This is a genomic window from Pedobacter chitinilyticus (genome assembly GCF_003313385.1).
GTDB lineage: Bacteria > Bacteroidota > Bacteroidia > Sphingobacteriales > Sphingobacteriaceae > Pedobacter > Pedobacter chitinilyticus.
In genome coordinates this window covers 175,212-189,517 of the sequence record NZ_QMHN01000007.1, presented here as the reverse complement: position 1 = coordinate 189,517, position 14,306 = coordinate 175,212, and the positions used below count along the sequence as shown (strand labels likewise).

The 14,306-nt window shown below is 40.4% G+C and carries 10 protein-coding genes; 7 read left to right on the top strand and 3 right to left on the bottom strand.

Translation table 11 applies throughout. The features are described from left to right. Nucleotides 1-148 precede the first annotated feature (148 nt). Entirely contained in the window at nt 149-322 is a 174-nt protein-coding gene (locus DUT70_RS21245) for a hypothetical protein (RefSeq protein ID WP_162926672.1), read from the bottom strand. Nucleotides 323-862: 540 nt separating this feature from the next. On the opposite strand from DUT70_RS21245, the gene lpdA reads away from it, so the two are divergent. The 3 genes from lpdA to DUT70_RS19075 all read left to right on the top strand — a co-directional run bounded on the left by lpdA (nt 863) and on the right by DUT70_RS19075 (nt 4,700). Continuing rightward, nucleotides 863-2,269 (top strand): dihydrolipoyl dehydrogenase, encoded by a 1,407-nt coding sequence (lpdA, locus tag DUT70_RS19090; RefSeq protein WP_113648966.1) that lies wholly within the window; start codon nt 863-865, stop codon nt 2,267-2,269. 150 nt (nt 2,270-2,419) lie between these two features. Continuing rightward, the gene (locus DUT70_RS19085; protein WP_113648965.1) at nt 2,420-3,082 is read left to right on the top strand and encodes a hypothetical protein; all 663 of its coding nucleotides are present in this window, start codon (nt 2,420-2,422) and stop codon (nt 3,080-3,082) included. A gap of 436 nt (nt 3,083-3,518) precedes the next feature. Next, nucleotides 3,519-4,700, top strand: a complete 1,182-nt coding sequence (locus DUT70_RS19075; protein WP_113648963.1) for a serine hydrolase domain-containing protein — start codon at nt 3,519-3,521, stop codon at nt 4,698-4,700. 401 nt (nt 4,701-5,101) lie between these two features. Here DUT70_RS19075 and DUT70_RS19070 read toward each other — a convergent pair whose 3' ends face one another. Together DUT70_RS19070 and DUT70_RS19065 are read right to left on the bottom strand one after the other, a co-directional pair. Continuing rightward, nucleotides 5,102-6,169 (bottom strand): SGNH/GDSL hydrolase family protein, encoded by a 1,068-nt coding sequence (locus DUT70_RS19070; RefSeq protein WP_113648962.1) that lies wholly within the window; start codon nt 6,167-6,169, stop codon nt 5,102-5,104. Between the two features lie 5 nt (nt 6,170-6,174). Further along, nucleotides 6,175-7,038: an AraC family transcriptional regulator gene (locus DUT70_RS19065; protein ID WP_113648961.1), complete on the bottom strand. Its 864-nt coding sequence runs from the start codon at nt 7,036-7,038 to the stop codon at nt 6,175-6,177. 228 nt (nt 7,039-7,266) lie between these two features. On the opposite strand from DUT70_RS19065, the gene DUT70_RS19060 reads away from it, so the two are divergent. Genes DUT70_RS19060 through DUT70_RS19045 form a run of 4 tightly spaced genes read left to right on the top strand, consistent with a single transcriptional unit; the run spans nt 7,267 to nt 14,298 of the window. After that, nucleotides 7,267-10,440 (top strand): SusC/RagA family TonB-linked outer membrane protein, encoded by a 3,174-nt coding sequence (locus DUT70_RS19060; RefSeq protein ID WP_113648960.1) that lies wholly within the window; start codon nt 7,267-7,269, stop codon nt 10,438-10,440. An 11-nt stretch (nt 10,441-10,451) separates the two neighbouring features. After that, entirely contained in the window at nt 10,452-12,104 is a 1,653-nt protein-coding gene (locus tag DUT70_RS19055) for a RagB/SusD family nutrient uptake outer membrane protein (protein ID WP_113648959.1), read from the top strand. A 28-nt stretch (nt 12,105-12,132) separates the two neighbouring features. Next, complete coding sequence (locus DUT70_RS19050; protein ID WP_113648958.1) at nt 12,133-13,152, top strand: IPT/TIG domain-containing protein; 1,020 nt, start codon at nt 12,133-12,135, stop codon at nt 13,150-13,152. Nucleotides 13,153-13,161: 9 nt separating this feature from the next. Then, entirely contained in the window at nt 13,162-14,298 is a 1,137-nt protein-coding gene (locus tag DUT70_RS19045) for a glycoside hydrolase family 26 protein (RefSeq protein WP_113648957.1), read from the top strand. Nucleotides 14,299-14,306 lie beyond the last annotated feature (8 nt).

Genomic DNA, 14,306 nt, shown 5'->3' with positions numbered 1-14,306 from the left:
GGGTGCTGAAACAGAAAGCTTGAGGCTGAAAGCTCTTGATAGAAAAGAATGAAAATAATACCGTCATTTCGAACGCGTGTGAGAAATTTAGCAACGGGATAGGTTTGTACCCCATTATGCTTCTCCTTGTCGAAATGACGGCAAAATGTTAGTGGCCGCCGTCGGCAGTGTCAACAGGTTTACGAAAGGCAAAGCCTAAAATGAAATATATCAAGGCAATGATGTACCACACGGTAGGGCAATCATTTCTAAATGCCAATACGCCTAAAAGCAAAGCTGCTAGGCCCACAACAAAAAATGGAAGGTTTCTTAATTTAATCATACTCAAATATAAGCATGTGCTTTTTATAGCGGAAAATTAAATGAAAGTTTTGGTAAAGGTACAAGTGGGGTACTTGCGTCGGCAGTAGAATAGGATAACAAACCTCGTAGGTTTTTAAAACCTACGAGGTTTAAGGAAAAATTTATCGGGAGGGGAGTGGTATGGTGATAACACCAACCACAGGCATTTTTCGCAGATAGCATTGGCTTTGTAAACTAAACGGGATTGCAGCGGAAATACTTTTTGTTATTATTGCTGTCATCCTGAACGCTAGTGAAGGATCTGTTTGATTAAGTAGACGAGAAATAAATTCCTCGTTCATTGGAATGACAGGTTGGCTAGAACAAAAAGATTGTAGCGGAAAGCCTGGCTAGCGGGGGCGATGAAATACTTAGGAAGCTTTTCAAAAAATAATCCTTAAACTTCTTTGATCTGTAAGGCGAAGTGCATAAGCAAGTTTTTACAACATTAAAACATTGTAACTTTTGGGGTTTAGGTGGTAAAGTGTACATTTGCCCTAACAAAAATTCTTAAAAGATTATGCAATACGACGTAGTTGTTATAGGCTCGGGTCCGGGCGGTTATGTAGGTGCCATCCGTTGTGCACAATTAGGTTTAAAAACAGCGGTAGTAGAAAAATATAAAACTTATGGCGGTACTTGTCTAAATGTTGGCTGTATCCCGTCTAAGGCCTTGTTAGATTCTTCGGAGCATTACCATAACGCGGCTCATACTTTTACTACTCATGGTATTAACCTAAAAGATTTAAAGGTTGATATGAAGCAAATGATTGCCCGTAAGGATGACGTAGTTGCTCAAAACACTGCTGGTATTACTTATTTGTTTAAGAAAAATAAAATTGATGCTTTTGAAGGTGTGGCATCTTTTGAAGATAAAAACACCATTTTGGTAACTAAAGCTGATGGTAGCACCGAGAAATTAACCACTAAAAACGTAATTATTGCTACAGGTTCTAAACCTACGGCTTTGCCATTTTTGCCAGTTGATAAAAAACGTATCATTACTTCGACCGAGGCTTTAACTTTGAAAGAAGTACCTAAAACAATGGTTGTAATTGGTGGTGGTGTAATTGGTTTGGAGCTAGGTTCGGTTTACGCTCGTTTAGGGACTAAGGTTACGGTTGTAGAATTTGCTCCATCTATTATCAGCACAATGGATGCTGGTTTAGGTAAAGAATTACAACGTGTTTTAAAGAAATCTTTAGGCATGGAGTTTTTAACCAGCCACAAAGTAACTGGTGCATCGGTTAAAGGTAAAGTGGTAACGGTAACTGCTGATAATGCTAAAGGTGAAGCGGTGAAATTGGAAGCTGATTATTGCATTGTAGCGGTTGGTAGAACGGCTTATACCCAAGGTTTGGGATTAGAAAAAATTGGCATTACGCCTGAGGAGAGAGGTAATAAAATTCCTGTAAACGACCATTTAGAAACTGCTGTTAAAGGTGTTTATGCTATTGGCGACGTGGTTAAAGGAGCGATGTTGGCGCACAAAGCGGAGGATGAAGGGATTTATGTAGCGGAAACTATTGCTGGACAAAAACCTCATATCAATTATAACTTAATTCCTGGGGTGGTTTACACTTGGCCAGAGGTGGCTTCTGTGGGGCAAACGGAGGAGCAATTGAAAGCTGCTGGCGTGAAATACAAAGCGGGTTCGTTCCCTTTTAAAGCGAGTGGACGCGCTAAAGCAAGCATGGATACTGATGGTTTTGTAAAGGTATTGGCTGATGAAAAAACAGACGAAATTTTAGGTGTTCATATGATTGGCCCTCGTGCTGCGGATATGATTGCTGAGGCTGTGGTTGCGATGGAATTCCGTGCTTCGGCAGAGGATGTAGCTAGAATTTGCCACGCACACCCAACTTATACTGAAGCTTTAAAAGAGGCTGCTTTGGCTGCTACTGAAAATAGAGCGATACATATTTAGTGGTTAGTAGCTAGTGGTCAGTGGTTAGCTGACGATGACTGAACATCATATAAATCCTGCGGTTGTTACCGTGGGATTTTTTTGTTTTATAGACTTCATCACTTAGAAATTGCTTAAATTTCAGTCAAACTTTTTATCAATAGATTTAAAATGAAAATACACAACTTTTTGCCAGCTATTATTGCTTTAGTTTTTATAACAAATGTATTTGGACAAGATAAGCAGGTTAAATACAACCTTAACGATTTAAATAAAAAAGGAAAGCTCCAAGTGTTTGGTCGTACGCTCACCTCGGTTGAAGATAAAAATGGAAGTGCGGTTCGTTTTTCTGAAACTACTGGAGATGGTGTGGCTTGGTTGGAAGGGGTGAGTTTTGGCAATGGGATCATTGAATTAGATATTAAGGGGAAGGATGTGCTACAAAGGAGTTTTACAGGCATTGCTTTTCATGGAAAGGATGAGAAAACACTTGATGCCGTTTACTTCCGTCCGTTTAATTTCAAGTCGTCTGATTCGGTTCGTCGCATTCACGCTGTTCAATACATTTCCCATCCTGATTTTCCATGGAAAAGGTTAAGGGAGGAACAAAATGGAAAATACGAAAAGGAAATACCTTTAGCACCCGACCCGAACGATTGGTTTCATGTTAAGATTGTAGTGAACTATCCCAAGATAGAGGTGTATGTAAACCATAGCAGTAAACCTTGTTTAAGTGTACTTAAGCTAAATGACCGTAAGGATGGTAAAATAGGTTTATGGGTAGGTGAGGGTTCTGGAGGTGATTTTGCTGATTTACGGATTACTAAAAAGTAGGCTTTAAATGCTTATGATATAGAAATCCTGCGGTTATTTCCGTGGGATTTTTTGTTTTTGGGAGGTTTGGGTTTGTTTATTAAGATTCAACATTGGTCTTCCAAGGTGCGTCATTGCTTAGAAAAGGAGCAATATTGGTCTTCCGAAGAGAAACATTGCTCCTCCGAGGTGAATCATTTCTTATAAAAGGTGCAACATTGGTCCTCCGAGGAGAAACATTGCTCCTCTGAGGTACATTATTGCTTCTAAAAGGTGCAACATTGGTCCTCCAAGGAGAACCATTGGTCCTTTGAGGTGCAAATTTCTCCTTCGAGGTACAAAATTCTATCCCACAGATCTTTTTGAGCATTAAGCTATCATTAAATCTTTCTCCTACCCATTTTAATTTCCTTAATTCCTGCATGGTTTTATTTTTTAGATATGTATTTTAGCAGCAATGAGAATTACCTTTTCTTTAGTTGCCATTTTACTTTTTCTTGTGGCATGTGTGCCTTTAAGGTCTGTTAAGTATTTAATTCCTGATTTGGGTGATAGTGCCAAGTTCGAAAACGTGACCATCCAAAAATCGGCTACGCCATTTTACTTTAAGCACAATTATCCCAATAAGGCTTATGAAAAATTAAAACTGCATTTGGACACTTCTTTAAAGCTTACCAAAACCAATGTTTTTTTGGTAATTAAAAACGACAGTATCATTTATCAATATCTTTCTGGAGATAAAGCTTTAACGACTAAACAGCCTAGCTTTTCGGTAGCTAAATCATTTGTGGGCACTTTGGTGGGCATTGCCATTGATAAGGGCGAAATTAAGTCGACTAGTGAATTGGTGATTAAATATTTGCCAGAATTGGCCAAAAACGATGAACGTTTTAACCGTTTAACCTTACAGCATGTGCTAGATATGCGCAGCGGATTTGATTTTTCGGAAAGATCTTTTAACCCGTTTTCGAAAATTGTGCGTAGCTATTACGGAGCGAATTTGAAAAAGATGGTGGGCAAGTTGAAGATGAAGCATGAGCCTGGTAAGGTTTTCGAATACCAAAGTATCAATACGCAGGTGCTGGCCTTTATTTTAGAGAAGGCTGTTGGAAAAAGTGTTCAAGCGCAAATGCAAGAGCGTTTATGGCAGCCCTTAGGAGCAGAAAGTAATGCGCTTTGGAGTATGGATGATGAAGGAAACATTAAAGCTTTTTGCTGTTTAAATGCGACTGCGCTTGATTTTGCTAAAATTGGCAGACTTTATTTAAATGGTGGTAACTGGGAAGGCAAGCAGATTGTTTCCAAAAAATGGGTGGAGGTAACTACCAACCCAGATTCGTTGACTAAACTACGTTATAAGAACCAATTTTGGGCTACTAGGGACTTTAAGTTCTTCAAGGATTCGGTAAGTGCGGTAAGCTCTTTGGGGAAAGAAGGATTGGATTATCCAGTGGAAAGAAATCCTGACGGCAGATATTTTTATGCTAAAAAGGTGTACGATTATAAAGCTCAGGGCATGTTCCATCAGTCGGTATATGTTAACCCACAAAATAAAGTAATTATTGTACGTTTGGGCGATAGACAAAAGAAAGTGAACTTCCACAGTTTTGTACAACAGGTAGGAAGATCTATTCGATAATCTTTTGTCATTTTAAGCCTGTAGTACTGCGTAGCTTTTCGCCTCGCTATAGGTCAGGAAGATTTCAGATGGTCGGTTCGTCATGCTGAATTTATTTCAGCATCAGTTCTACGGGCTGTTTTGACCGAGCTGAGGTTCTACTTATACAATCAGCACTTCGACTCAAAATATCAGTTTTCTGCTGCTATTTATGGTTCTGTCGCTTCGCGGACAAACTTTTTTCCTGTAGATGAAAAAAGTATGCAAAAAAATCCACGGCTGCGCCCTGTTCTGTTAAAGTTAGTAGTCAGGCCAATTTGTATTTGCCGAACAGGCCAAGGCGATTTTAGTAGAACGAAGAGGGATTGCTAGGGCTGGAGATAATGAAAAATTGCAAAATGCCTATTTCAAACTCACGTCGATTACCAATCCATTTCTTTTTTAAGGAAAGCGCTTAGTTCATTCGCAATTTGCTGATGTTCTGCTAAAGAGGGATGTTTTCCGCAACCACCATTTGCCCTGATTTCGAAAAAGTAGCTGGCAATATTATTCTCTCCACTCTGGTTAAGCGTAGTTTTTACGGCACTGATATACTTTGCCAAAGCAGCTTTAAGTTGCGGGCTAGCCATTGGACTGGTCAGCATCACTAACTTTGCTTTGGGATAATAACCACGTAATTTTTTCATGAAGTTGACATAAGCGCTGGTGAATTGAGTTGAATCCTGGATGCCGTCGTTTTGCCCTAAGCAGATGGTCACCACATCGGGCTGGTATTTGGAAAAGTCCCAAACGAGGCTGTCTCTGGCAGGATTAATTTTACCGTACACTGGTGGCATGATGATTTTTTTGCCACAACAACTATGCATCAACCCAATACCTGATACAGAAGTAAGGTGCCACTGAGCATTCAGATTTCTGGCAGTACTGGGACCGTAAGCAAAATAGGCATTGTGTTGGTCGTGCCACGAAGAACCTTTTGCTTCGCATTTAATTTCACTTTCATCGCTTCCTGCGCCACAGGTAATAGAATCGCCAATAAACTCCATTTTCCTTTTTTGAGGAGCTGGTGGAGGCAATAGCTTCTCGCAATCAAAACCTGTGAATGAAATGTAGCCATTTTCCGATTCAGAATTTTTACAGATTAAGATGGTGTGTTTGCCCTTGGGTAGGTTTTTAGCCAACAACAGCTTGTTTTCCTCGCCAGATAAACGTATGCGAAAAGCGGGTTGGTTGTCGATTTTCACCTCCAGGTAGTTTAAGATATTTCCCCACAACATTTCATCATTGAGGTGCGCGGTAAATGAACTGCCGCTAAAGTTAATAAGTACGTAAGCGCCAGATGCCCAAAATTTTGGTTGTAAGGGATTAGAGAAATCTCCTCGGCCGATGTACTGGATATTTTGGTGGTTGGCTGGGTAGAAAGTGGTTTTGGTGGCCCAAGCTTGGATATGGAAAAATGCTACGAAAAGTAATGCGATTCTATATTTCATAAAAATTAAACAAAAATACGATGACCAGAAAGATTGTCTCTAAACTCGGTAGGGGTGCAGCCTTTCTTCTTTTTAAAAATACGGTTAAAGTTAGAAATGTTGTTGAAGCCACAGTTGTAGGCAACTTCCGAAATGGTTTCCGAGGTGTCGATTAGTTTACGAGAAGCGTGCCCCAAACGTATTTCAATTAGGCTGTCGATAAAGCTCGCCCCTGTTCTGTTCTTAAAAAATCGGCTAAAGGAAACCTCGGTCATGTTGGCTATTTTAGCCACTTCGGAAAGAGATACCTGCTTGTCGAAATTGTGGTTGATGTATTCCATCACCTTTTCTACCCTACGGCTAGAATACGAAAATTCAGCTTGGCTAAAAGTAGAGTCGGAAAGCGTACGCATATTTCTGGAGGTAGACAGGTCGTGCAAAATGGACATCAGTTCAAGCACCGAATCAAAACCATGTTGCTTGTTAAGTTTTATGAGTCGGGGACCAATGGCTTTTGCAGTGTCGCTGGAAAATAGGATACCGCATTTTGCTTTTTCAAACATCTCCCTAATAACACGTAACTGGTTTCTACGCAAAAATTTTTCATCAAGTAAGTCTTTGTGAAATTGAATGGTCACCTCGTGTATTTCCTGTCCGCCTAGTTTATAGGTTTCCCATACATGCGGAAGGTTCGAGCCAATCAGCACCAGTTCAATATCGCCAATTTCCTCTATATGGTCGCCAACCACGCGGCGGGCGCCATTGGCATTTGAAATAAAATTGAGTTCCATTTCCTCGTGGTAATGTAAAGGAAAGTCGAAATCCTTTTTCTTACGCTCAAAAATGGTAAAGCAATCACCTGTGGTGAGTGGGGTAATTTCCTTTATCATATGTTAAAAGATAAATAAAGACAAATCAAAAGGATAAAATAATATCATTAACGATTGTAATAGATATAATAATATATTTATGTTTAATGATTTGTATTGCAGTACAATAAACCATATTTTTTTGTTTTAAAACAATCTTTAGAGATAAAAATACTATAAATGGATAATAAAGTATTATTAATAGGCTATGAAGGGCGCTACTTTTGAATTAACCAAATATGACTATTTATGCGTAATCAACTAACCACCTATTTATTAGCATTCTTTGTATGTGTGTTGTTTGTTGCCGAAGCGTTTGCGCAGGACAAAAAACTGTCTGGAAAGGTAATGGACGAAAATGGGCTTCCTCTTGGGGGAGTTTCAGTAGGCATAAAAGGTGCTAAAATCTCTACCACTACTAATGAAAATGGTAGTTTCTTCATTAATGCTCCATCAACTGCTCAAATCATTACCTTTTCCTATTTAGGTAAAGTGCAACAAGAGGTTGCCATTGGAAACAAAACCAATTTCAATGTGAGCCTTCAATCCGCCAGTACCACGCTATCTGATGTGGTGATTATTGGATACGGTACCGTCAAAAAATCGGATTTAACAGGGTCAGTTGCTCGAATTGACCGAGAAGATTTAACCAGAGACGTGCCTACCAATGTGTTGCAGGCCATGCAAGGCAAAGTTGCAGGGGTAAACGTCACCCAAAATGACGGTGCTCCTGGCGCTGGATTAAGCATTAGAGTGCGTGGATCAAACTCCTTTTTGGGTGGTACAGAACCTTTGTATGTGATAGATGGCGTACCTTTTAACAATTCCAGTAGTGGGGCTACGCCAATGTCGCTGGGAGAAGATGAAAAGCAAACGCTTAATGCAATGTCTTTTCTTAATCCAGATGATATCGAGAGCATAGATATTTTAAAGGATGCGTCTGCTACCGCTATTTACGGTTCAAGGGGAGCCAATGGGGTAGTGCTGATTACGACTAGAAAAGGTAAAAGCGGAAAAGATAAGGTGGAAGCTAATTTTAACGCAGGTATCGCATCAGTATCAAAGAAAATTGATGTGTTGAATGCCTCAGAGTATGCCGCTTATCAAAATTTGGCTTATTTAAACTCAAACAAATATACGGGCACTAATTATACCATCCCATTTCCAGGAACTAATGTGCCCGACCCAGCGAATCCAGGAAACACTTATTATTCGAAAGGGCCACAAGATTATGTAGGCGATACCAACAATTGGCAAGACCGCATCTTTAGAAATGGCCTGTATCAAAAATATTCGTTAAACATTTCTGGTGGAACCGATGCAGGAACGCATAGTGTGACCTTTAACTATTTAGACCAGGAAGGAACCGTGCTCAATTCTAAATACAATCGATTGGGCTTGGGTTTAAATTTGAATAGAAATATCAGCAAAACCTTTAAAGTGGGAACCAGTACTTCCATTGCAAGTACCCGAACCAATGGGGTTAAAACAGGGACGGATAAATCGGATGCGGCAAGTGCGGGGGTTATCAGGTCGGCTTTAACTTTTCCTTCCACTATTTCCGACCCCATTGCTTATGATGGCGTTGGCGATGCTTTTATCACCAATCCTTATATTTATGTAAATGATATCTTGAATACCGTAAAAGGCCTAAATATCTTTTCATCTAATTATTTGGAAGCTACTTTCCTGAAAGATTTTAAGTTCAGACAAAATGTAGGTTTCAACTATTCTAGTAGCAACAGAGACCAATATTATCCTCGAACGGTTTACGAAGGCTTTTCGATGAAAGGCTGGGGCTTAAAAGCGGATAACATTTGGAACAGTGGCGTGGCCGAAAGTATTTTGACTTATAATAAAGCCATTAATAAGCATAACTTAAATGTGATGGCTGCGGGAACTTATGAGCGTACTAACGGACAGAGTAAAAGAGCTGAAGCCAAAACTTTTCCTAACGATGCTTTGCAGAACGAAAATTTAGCGGCAGGTGAAGTAGTGATGCCAGTAATTACTTCAAGATACCAATCGACCCTGATTTCATTTTTGGGAAGGGCCAACTATAGTTTTGATGACCGCTATCTATTGACGGTGTCTTACCGTCAGGACGGTTCCAGCAAGTTTGGTAAAGACAATAAATGGGCAGGTTTTCCATCGGCAGCAGTGGCTTGGAAAGTTTCGAGCGAGGAGTTTATGAAGGGACTAAAGTTTGTGAACGATTTGAAGTTGCGTTTCAGTTACGGACAAACGGGTAACCAAGGGATTGGTTCTTATGCCTCTCTTTCAAAATTAAGTGTGTATAACTACGTGTTTGGTGGTGCTGTTCAAACAGGTTTGGCCAACGATTTATTCTCTGGCCCCGCCAATGAAAAACTGAAATGGGAAACCACCAGTGCCTATAACTTGGGACTTGATGTGGCCATGTTCAATAACCGTTTGAATTTGCAGGTAGAGGTGTACAAGAAAATTACGGACGATTTGTTGCAGAACTTGATCATTCCATCGTCTACAGGCTTTGAAACCAAATTGGTGAATTCAGGATCTATTCAAAATAAAGGTTTGGAGGTAACACTTGGTGGTACGGTGATGAAAAGCAAGGATTTTGAATGGAAATCAAATTTTAACATTGCCTTTAACCGCAACAAAATTTTAAGCCTTAGTGCTGACGTTACAGAACAATATGCCCGTAACATTTCTACTGGCGATGCGCCATTTATCCAAACCGTGGGCAAGCCTATTGGTGCGTTGTATGGTTATGTAGAGGATGGTTATTATGATAATGAAGCTGAAGTAAGGAACGACCCCATGTATACCAATCAAGGTAATTCAATTATCTTGAGGACCATTGGCGAAATCAAGTATAAAAATTTGGATAATGATCCAACGGCAATTACGCAAGGCGATAGAACTTTTATCGGAGATGTAAATCCTGACTATACCTTCGGTTTTACCAATAATTTTAAATACAAACGATTTGATTTAAGCGTGTTTATCAATGGGTCGCAAGGAAACGACATCATCAATATGAACACCCGTTTTAATGCTAATTTGGGAAGTAATAAAAACATCACCCAAGAAATGGCAGATGGTGCTTGGGCGGCTGGGCAAGACAATAGCAATGCTACGGGGCCAAAAGTAATGCGCCAATTTTTTAGGACCATCTTTTTCTCTAGAAGATTTATTGAGGATGGAAGTTTTGTGAGGGTTAAAAATATTACCTTGGGCTATAACCTTCCGCTAAAATCAAAAACCATATCGGCCATGAGGGTATCTGTAGGCGTTAATAACCTGCTTACATTTACCAACTATTCGGGTTACGATCCTGAGATCAATAGCTATGGCGATAACCCCGCATTGTTTGGAGTAGACTTGGGAGGTTACCCTAATTCTAGAACTTACAACCTGTCATTACGTTGCAACTTTTAAACCTTAACCACATGAAAACGATTTCAAAATATTTAACGGTATCGGTAATTGGTTTGGCTTTGTTAAGCACCATTTCATGCAAAAAGGCATTGGAAGAAAAACCATACTCATTTTATTCTCCAGAGAATTTTTATAAAAACGAAAGCGATGCAAAAGCGGCCATTAATGGCGTATATGCTGCTTTATACACTTGGGAAATGTACTTGCAGCCCTTTTGGAACATGACTATTTTAGATGATGACCACGTTTCAGGAGCCGATTGGTATTTAGGAACTACAGGAGCAGGTAACCCACAATCATATTGGGGTGTTGATGGGCCTTGGGTAGGTTGTTACACCATTATTTCGAGGGCAAATTCTGTATTGGAAAATGTAGTGAACATTACGGACATTGATCCAGATGTAAAGAAAAGAATTTTGGGAGAAGCCTACTTTTTAAGAGGTTGGGCCTATTTCCAATTGGTGCAATTGTACGGCGGAGTGCCCATTCATTTGAAAACCATTTCAGCTAGTAATCCTGAAACCAATGTGCCTAGAGCGACGGTAAAAGGAACTTATGACGTGGTCATTTCCGATTTTAAGTCTGCAGAAGCTAATTTATTCCCAGCAGGGCATGCCAAAGCAGGAGAAGTGGGCCGAGTAAATCAGGGGGTAGCCAAAGCATTTTTAGCGAAAACTTATTTAACCATTGGTTCGGGAGCTGCAACAGGAAACGTAACCGTGAGAGGTGGCACTGATAACGGTTATTACACTTATGCTAAAACAGTGGTGGCAGGATTGGAAGGTATTGACTCTAAGGCTTATTTCCTGCTTGCTAGGGATAAGGCCGCAGAACTATTGGTGCCTGGCGGGCCCTATGCACTTACCCCCAACTGGAAAGATTTGTGGAGCATTGCAGGAAGGAACAACAAAGAGCAAATGTGGGAATTACAATCGCTATCGGGCACCAGCTTTATCAACGAAATTGGCAATTATTTTTCTGCACGCTCAACCTTTGGACAGGGAGCCGTTTTTACCACTAATAACCACTATAAGGATTACGACGAAACTGATACGAGGGTGTTGGATGGCATTACCCATAATTATACCACTTTGCAAGGAACAAACATCTTTTATCCTTCATGGCAGTCGGCAAAATACAAAGTGGTTAATGGCGTAACCTATAATAATACAGGTTCTACCACGGCAGAACGTGCTTATACAATTAAATACAGCGTAACGGAGCCAACGGTGGTAAGAAGTGACGCTTTTGTCCCTTTATTGCGCTATGCAGAGGTTTATCTGATGTACGCTGAAGCCGAAAATGAAGTGAATGGCGCAACTACCTTAGCTTATAACGCCCTGAATGAGGTAAGATTGAGAGCTTATTTGAAGACAGGTACACCTGCTACACCAGTACCAGAGGCTTACGCGCCTGCAGGCATGACCTCTGAGCAGTTTAGAAGTTTTGTATTGGCCGAAAGAGCAAGGGAATTTAATCTGGAAGGTATTAGGCGGTTTGATTTGATGCGTTGGGGTATTTATTTGCAGGTGATGAATAAAATTGGCACGGGGCAAAACAATATCTCTAAACTACGAGCTAATAAAAACCTATTGTATCCTATTCCGTTAGGCGAACTAAATTCAAATACAGCGCTCAACAGAACTAATAATCCAGGCTGGTAAATCATTAAATGACTAAATAGTTGAACAGATGAAAACGATAGCAAAATATTTTGGTGCCTACTTCATTGCCGTAGCAATGCTGGTGCTCCTTGGTTGCAAAAAAGATAAAGAAGAAAATACCGCGCCACCAACACTTACGGCAATTACTAATTTAACCAACAGAGGTACCGAGCTACAGGCAGTTGATTATGGTGATTGGATCATCATTAAGGGCACAAACTTAAAAAGCACCCAAAAGGTTGACTTTAACGGAACGCTTGCTGCGGATTCGCTTACTTATGCCGAAGATAATGGGATTACGGTTAAAATTCCAGCAAACTTGACTGATCCTATTAACAACCCCATTACGGTAACTACCAAATACGGAACCGCAACACTTAATTTTAAAATTAGGCAACCCTCTCCATTGGTTGAAGATTTTTCGCCAGGTGCTGGGGTGCCGGATGATGAAATCACCATTGCTGGTAATTACTTTAAAGGATTGAGCGCAGTGACCATCAATGGTGTAAATGCGACCATCGTTTCCAGCACTCAAACGCAAATCAAAGTCAAAGTGCCTACGGGTGTAACTTATGGTCCTGTGGTGGTTACTACCCCTGTAGGTTCGGTAACAGCCACTAAAACTTTCGGTCTAAAACACACCATTTTTGATGATGCCTTGAGGAACTCGTGGACCAATACCTCTTATTCGAGCACGCTTAACTTCGCCAGTACCGAAAATAACAGAAGAGGTACAGCAGCCATTAAAGCGACGTATGTAGGTTTTGGTGCGGTAAGATTTAGATTGGTGTCCAAGTTCAATACCACAGGTTACAGCATGGTGAAAATATCCATTTTTGGTGGCACAGGCACGCAGGGTAAGAAAATTAGAATTTCGGTAACGCCAGCGGCAGCAACTTACGAATTGATTTTGAACGAAGGAAAATGGACGGACTATCAAGTGCCTCTAATCAATATTGGTAACCCCGCAACCATCGAATACATTACCTTTCAGGAATTTAGCAATTTCGCTTCGCAGGTTTACATTGACGATGTTGGCTTCTATTAATCTTTATTTATGCTCAAAAAAATAACCCTGCTCCCTTTGGTGATTGCTTTAATTAGCTTGCAAAATGTGCTGGCCCAAAAGCTCAGTCATTCCAATTCTACAAAGGAAACAAAAGCCTTGTACCAAAACTTACATGCCTTAAGCAAAAAGTATGTTTTATTTGGCCATCAGGATGATTTGGCTTATGGCGTAGGCTGGAAATATCAAGAGGGAAGAAGCGATGTGAAGGAAACGGCGGGCGATTATCCAGCCGTGTATGGATGGGATATCGGAAGAATTGAACATGGTTCGGCAAATAACATCGATGGCGTGCCTTTTGAGAAAATGAAGACTTACATCAAAGCAGGTTACGAAAGAGGAGCGGTCATCACCATTAGTTGGCATTTTGATAATCCCTTAACGGGCGGCTCCTCATGGGATACTACTCACAATACGGTAAAGGCTATTTTGCCAAAGGGCGATAAGCACGAGCTGTATAAACAATGGTTGGATAAGGCTGCCAATTTTCTGTTGAGCTTAAAAGGCCCCAAAGGCGAATACATTCCAGTGTTGTTTAGGCCTTTTCATGAGCTTACAGGGCGTTGGTTTTGGTGGGGCAGTAATACCACCACGCCAACAGAAATGAAGGAGATTTGGCAATTCACGACCGATTATTTGAGGAACACCAAAAAAATAGACCACCTGATAATGGTGTACAATACCAATGATTTTAAAACTGAAGCCGATTTTTTACGCAGTTATCCTGGAGATGACTATGTAGACGTATTGAGTTTTGATACCTATCAATTTGACCTGAAGAAGAAAGAGAACTTTATCCAGGAAATCAAAAGACAATCGGAAATAGTGACCAAGCTAGCTGCCGAAAAAAATAAGCTAGCCGCCTTTGCCGAAACAGGCTTCGAAAATGTGCCCGACCCAAATTGGTGGACAGGTACTTTGTGGCCTGCCATTAAAGATTATCCGCTTTCGTATGTACTTGTTTGGCGCAACGCAGGTTACATGCCATCTTCCAAAAAAATGCATTACTATGCTCCATACAAAGGAGGCATTTCGGCCGAAGATTTTAAACGCTTCTCCCAAAATCCAAAAGTGTTGTTGGAGAAAAAACTCCGTAACAAAAAGATATACCAAAACCAAACAAACTAACCAAACTA

Coding starts and splice junctions, on each gene's coding strand:
- DUT70_RS19075 (WP_113648963.1), top strand. CDS start 3,519: ATGAGAATTACCTTTTCTTTAGTTGCCATTTTACTTTTTCTTGTGGCA.
- DUT70_RS19045 (WP_113648957.1), top strand. CDS start 13,162: ATGCTCAAAAAAATAACCCTGCTCCCTTTGGTGATTGCTTTAATTAGC.
- DUT70_RS21245 (WP_162926672.1), bottom strand. CDS start 322: ATGATTAAATTAAGAAACCTTCCATTTTTTGTTGTGGGCCTAGCAGCT.
- lpdA (WP_113648966.1), top strand. CDS start 863: ATGCAATACGACGTAGTTGTTATAGGCTCGGGTCCGGGCGGTTATGTA.
- DUT70_RS19085 (WP_113648965.1), top strand. CDS start 2,420: ATGAAAATACACAACTTTTTGCCAGCTATTATTGCTTTAGTTTTTATA.
- DUT70_RS19060 (WP_113648960.1), top strand. CDS start 7,267: ATGCGTAATCAACTAACCACCTATTTATTAGCATTCTTTGTATGTGTG.
- DUT70_RS19055 (WP_113648959.1), top strand. CDS start 10,452: ATGAAAACGATTTCAAAATATTTAACGGTATCGGTAATTGGTTTGGCT.
- DUT70_RS19050 (WP_113648958.1), top strand. CDS start 12,133: ATGAAAACGATAGCAAAATATTTTGGTGCCTACTTCATTGCCGTAGCA.
- DUT70_RS19070 (WP_113648962.1), bottom strand. CDS start 6,169: ATGAAATATAGAATCGCATTACTTTTCGTAGCATTTTTCCATATCCAA.
- DUT70_RS19065 (WP_113648961.1), bottom strand. CDS start 7,038: ATGATAAAGGAAATTACCCCACTCACCACAGGTGATTGCTTTACCATT.